Genomic DNA, 1,525 nt, shown 5'->3' on the forward strand with positions numbered 1-1,525 from the left:
ATTACGGCAGCGCCGTGGTCTTCACCGGCGGCGCAGACACCACGGTGGGGACGCTGACCGGGTTGAACGGCAGCATCGGCACGATCAACAGCCCCACCGCCAACATAGTCTTCGCCAGCGGCAACCTGCTGCTGAACGACCAGATCACGGTCGGCGGCAACACGGTGGTCAACAGTGGCGCCGCCCTCACGCTGGGCAGCCCCCTGACCATCACCGGCAACTATAGCCAAAGCGCGGGTACGCTGGCCTTGGCCAATGGCGGACTGATGGTCAGCGGTGCGGCCAGCATCACCGGTGGCGCGGTGATCGCCAGCCTGTCGTCCACCGGCAATTACCTGGCGGGCCAGGTTGGCGGCACCCTGGTCCAGGGCGGGGCGGGCTCCAACTACACCGGCGCCAGCCTTCTGGCGGGCACCCCCGGCATTGCCCTGACCCCTGGCACCATCGGCAACGCCCTGGTCGCGATGAGCGCCAACGACTATATCGGCGGTACCCAGGGCAGCCTAGTCAACACCATCACCATCACCGGGGTCAACACCGCCCTTTATGTCGCCAGCAGCGGCAGCCTCGGCAGTCTCAGCAACAGTGGGGTGCTGAACGGCACCATCGCCGGCATCCAGAACCTGGGGGCGATGGGAGACGTCACCAACAACGTCGGTGGCACCATCACGGGCGGTGTCAACGCCATTGTCAACGCTGGCGGCGCCAACATGGGCATCATCGCCAACAGCGGCCTCATCGCGGGCAATGTGGTCAACCTTGGCACCGGCGGCCTGATTTTCACCGGCGGCGCCGGTGGCACCGTGGGAACCCTGACCGGCCTGTCCGGCAGCATCGGTACGATCAGCAACCCCAACGCCAACATTGTCTTCGCCGGCGGCAACCTGCTGCTGAACGACCAGATCACCGTTGGCGGCGGCAACACGGTGGTCAACAGCGGCGCCGGCCTGACGCTGGGCACCCCCCTGACCATCACCGGCAGCTATAGCCAAGGCGCGGGTACCCTGGCCTTGACCAATGGCGGCCTGGTGGTCACGGGTGCGGCCAGCATCACCGGCGGCACGGTGATCGCCAGCCTGTCGTCCAGCGGCAACTACTTGGCCGGGCAGGCGGGGCAGACCCTGGTCCAGGGCGGTGGCGGATCCAGCTACGCTGGCGTCACGATTCAGACCAACGCGATCAGCGGCCTGGTGGCGACGGCTGTCACCGACAGCACCAATCTGGTCGTCCAGGGGCTGAACGACTACATCGGCGGCACCCTGGGGGGCGTGGTCAACTCCCAAACCATCGCCGGGGTCGACACCGCCCTCTATGTCGCCAGTAGCGGCAGCCTGGGCAGCGTCAGCAACACCGGCCTGCTGAGCGGCACCAGCGGTGGTGTCGCCAACTATGGGACCATCGGCCTTGTCACCAACGGCGCCGCTGGCACCATCGCCGGTGGCGTGAACGCCCTCTATAACGACACCAACGGCGTCATCGGCACGCTGGCCAACAGCGGTACGATCACCGCCAATTCCGTTGGCAT

Annotated in this window: 1 protein-coding gene; it reads left to right on the forward strand. The window is 66.8% G+C overall.

All coding sequences use genetic code 11. From position 1 onward, the window contains the following. Positions 1-1,525 (forward strand): beta strand repeat-containing protein (locus tag FBZ90_RS28030; protein ID WP_211102389.1); only part of this gene is annotated, 1,525 nt, incomplete at both ends.

It is taken from the genome of Nitrospirillum pindoramense (genome assembly GCF_007827955.1).
In the GTDB taxonomy this organism is placed as follows: Bacteria; Pseudomonadota; Alphaproteobacteria; order Azospirillales; family Azospirillaceae; genus Nitrospirillum; species Nitrospirillum amazonense_B.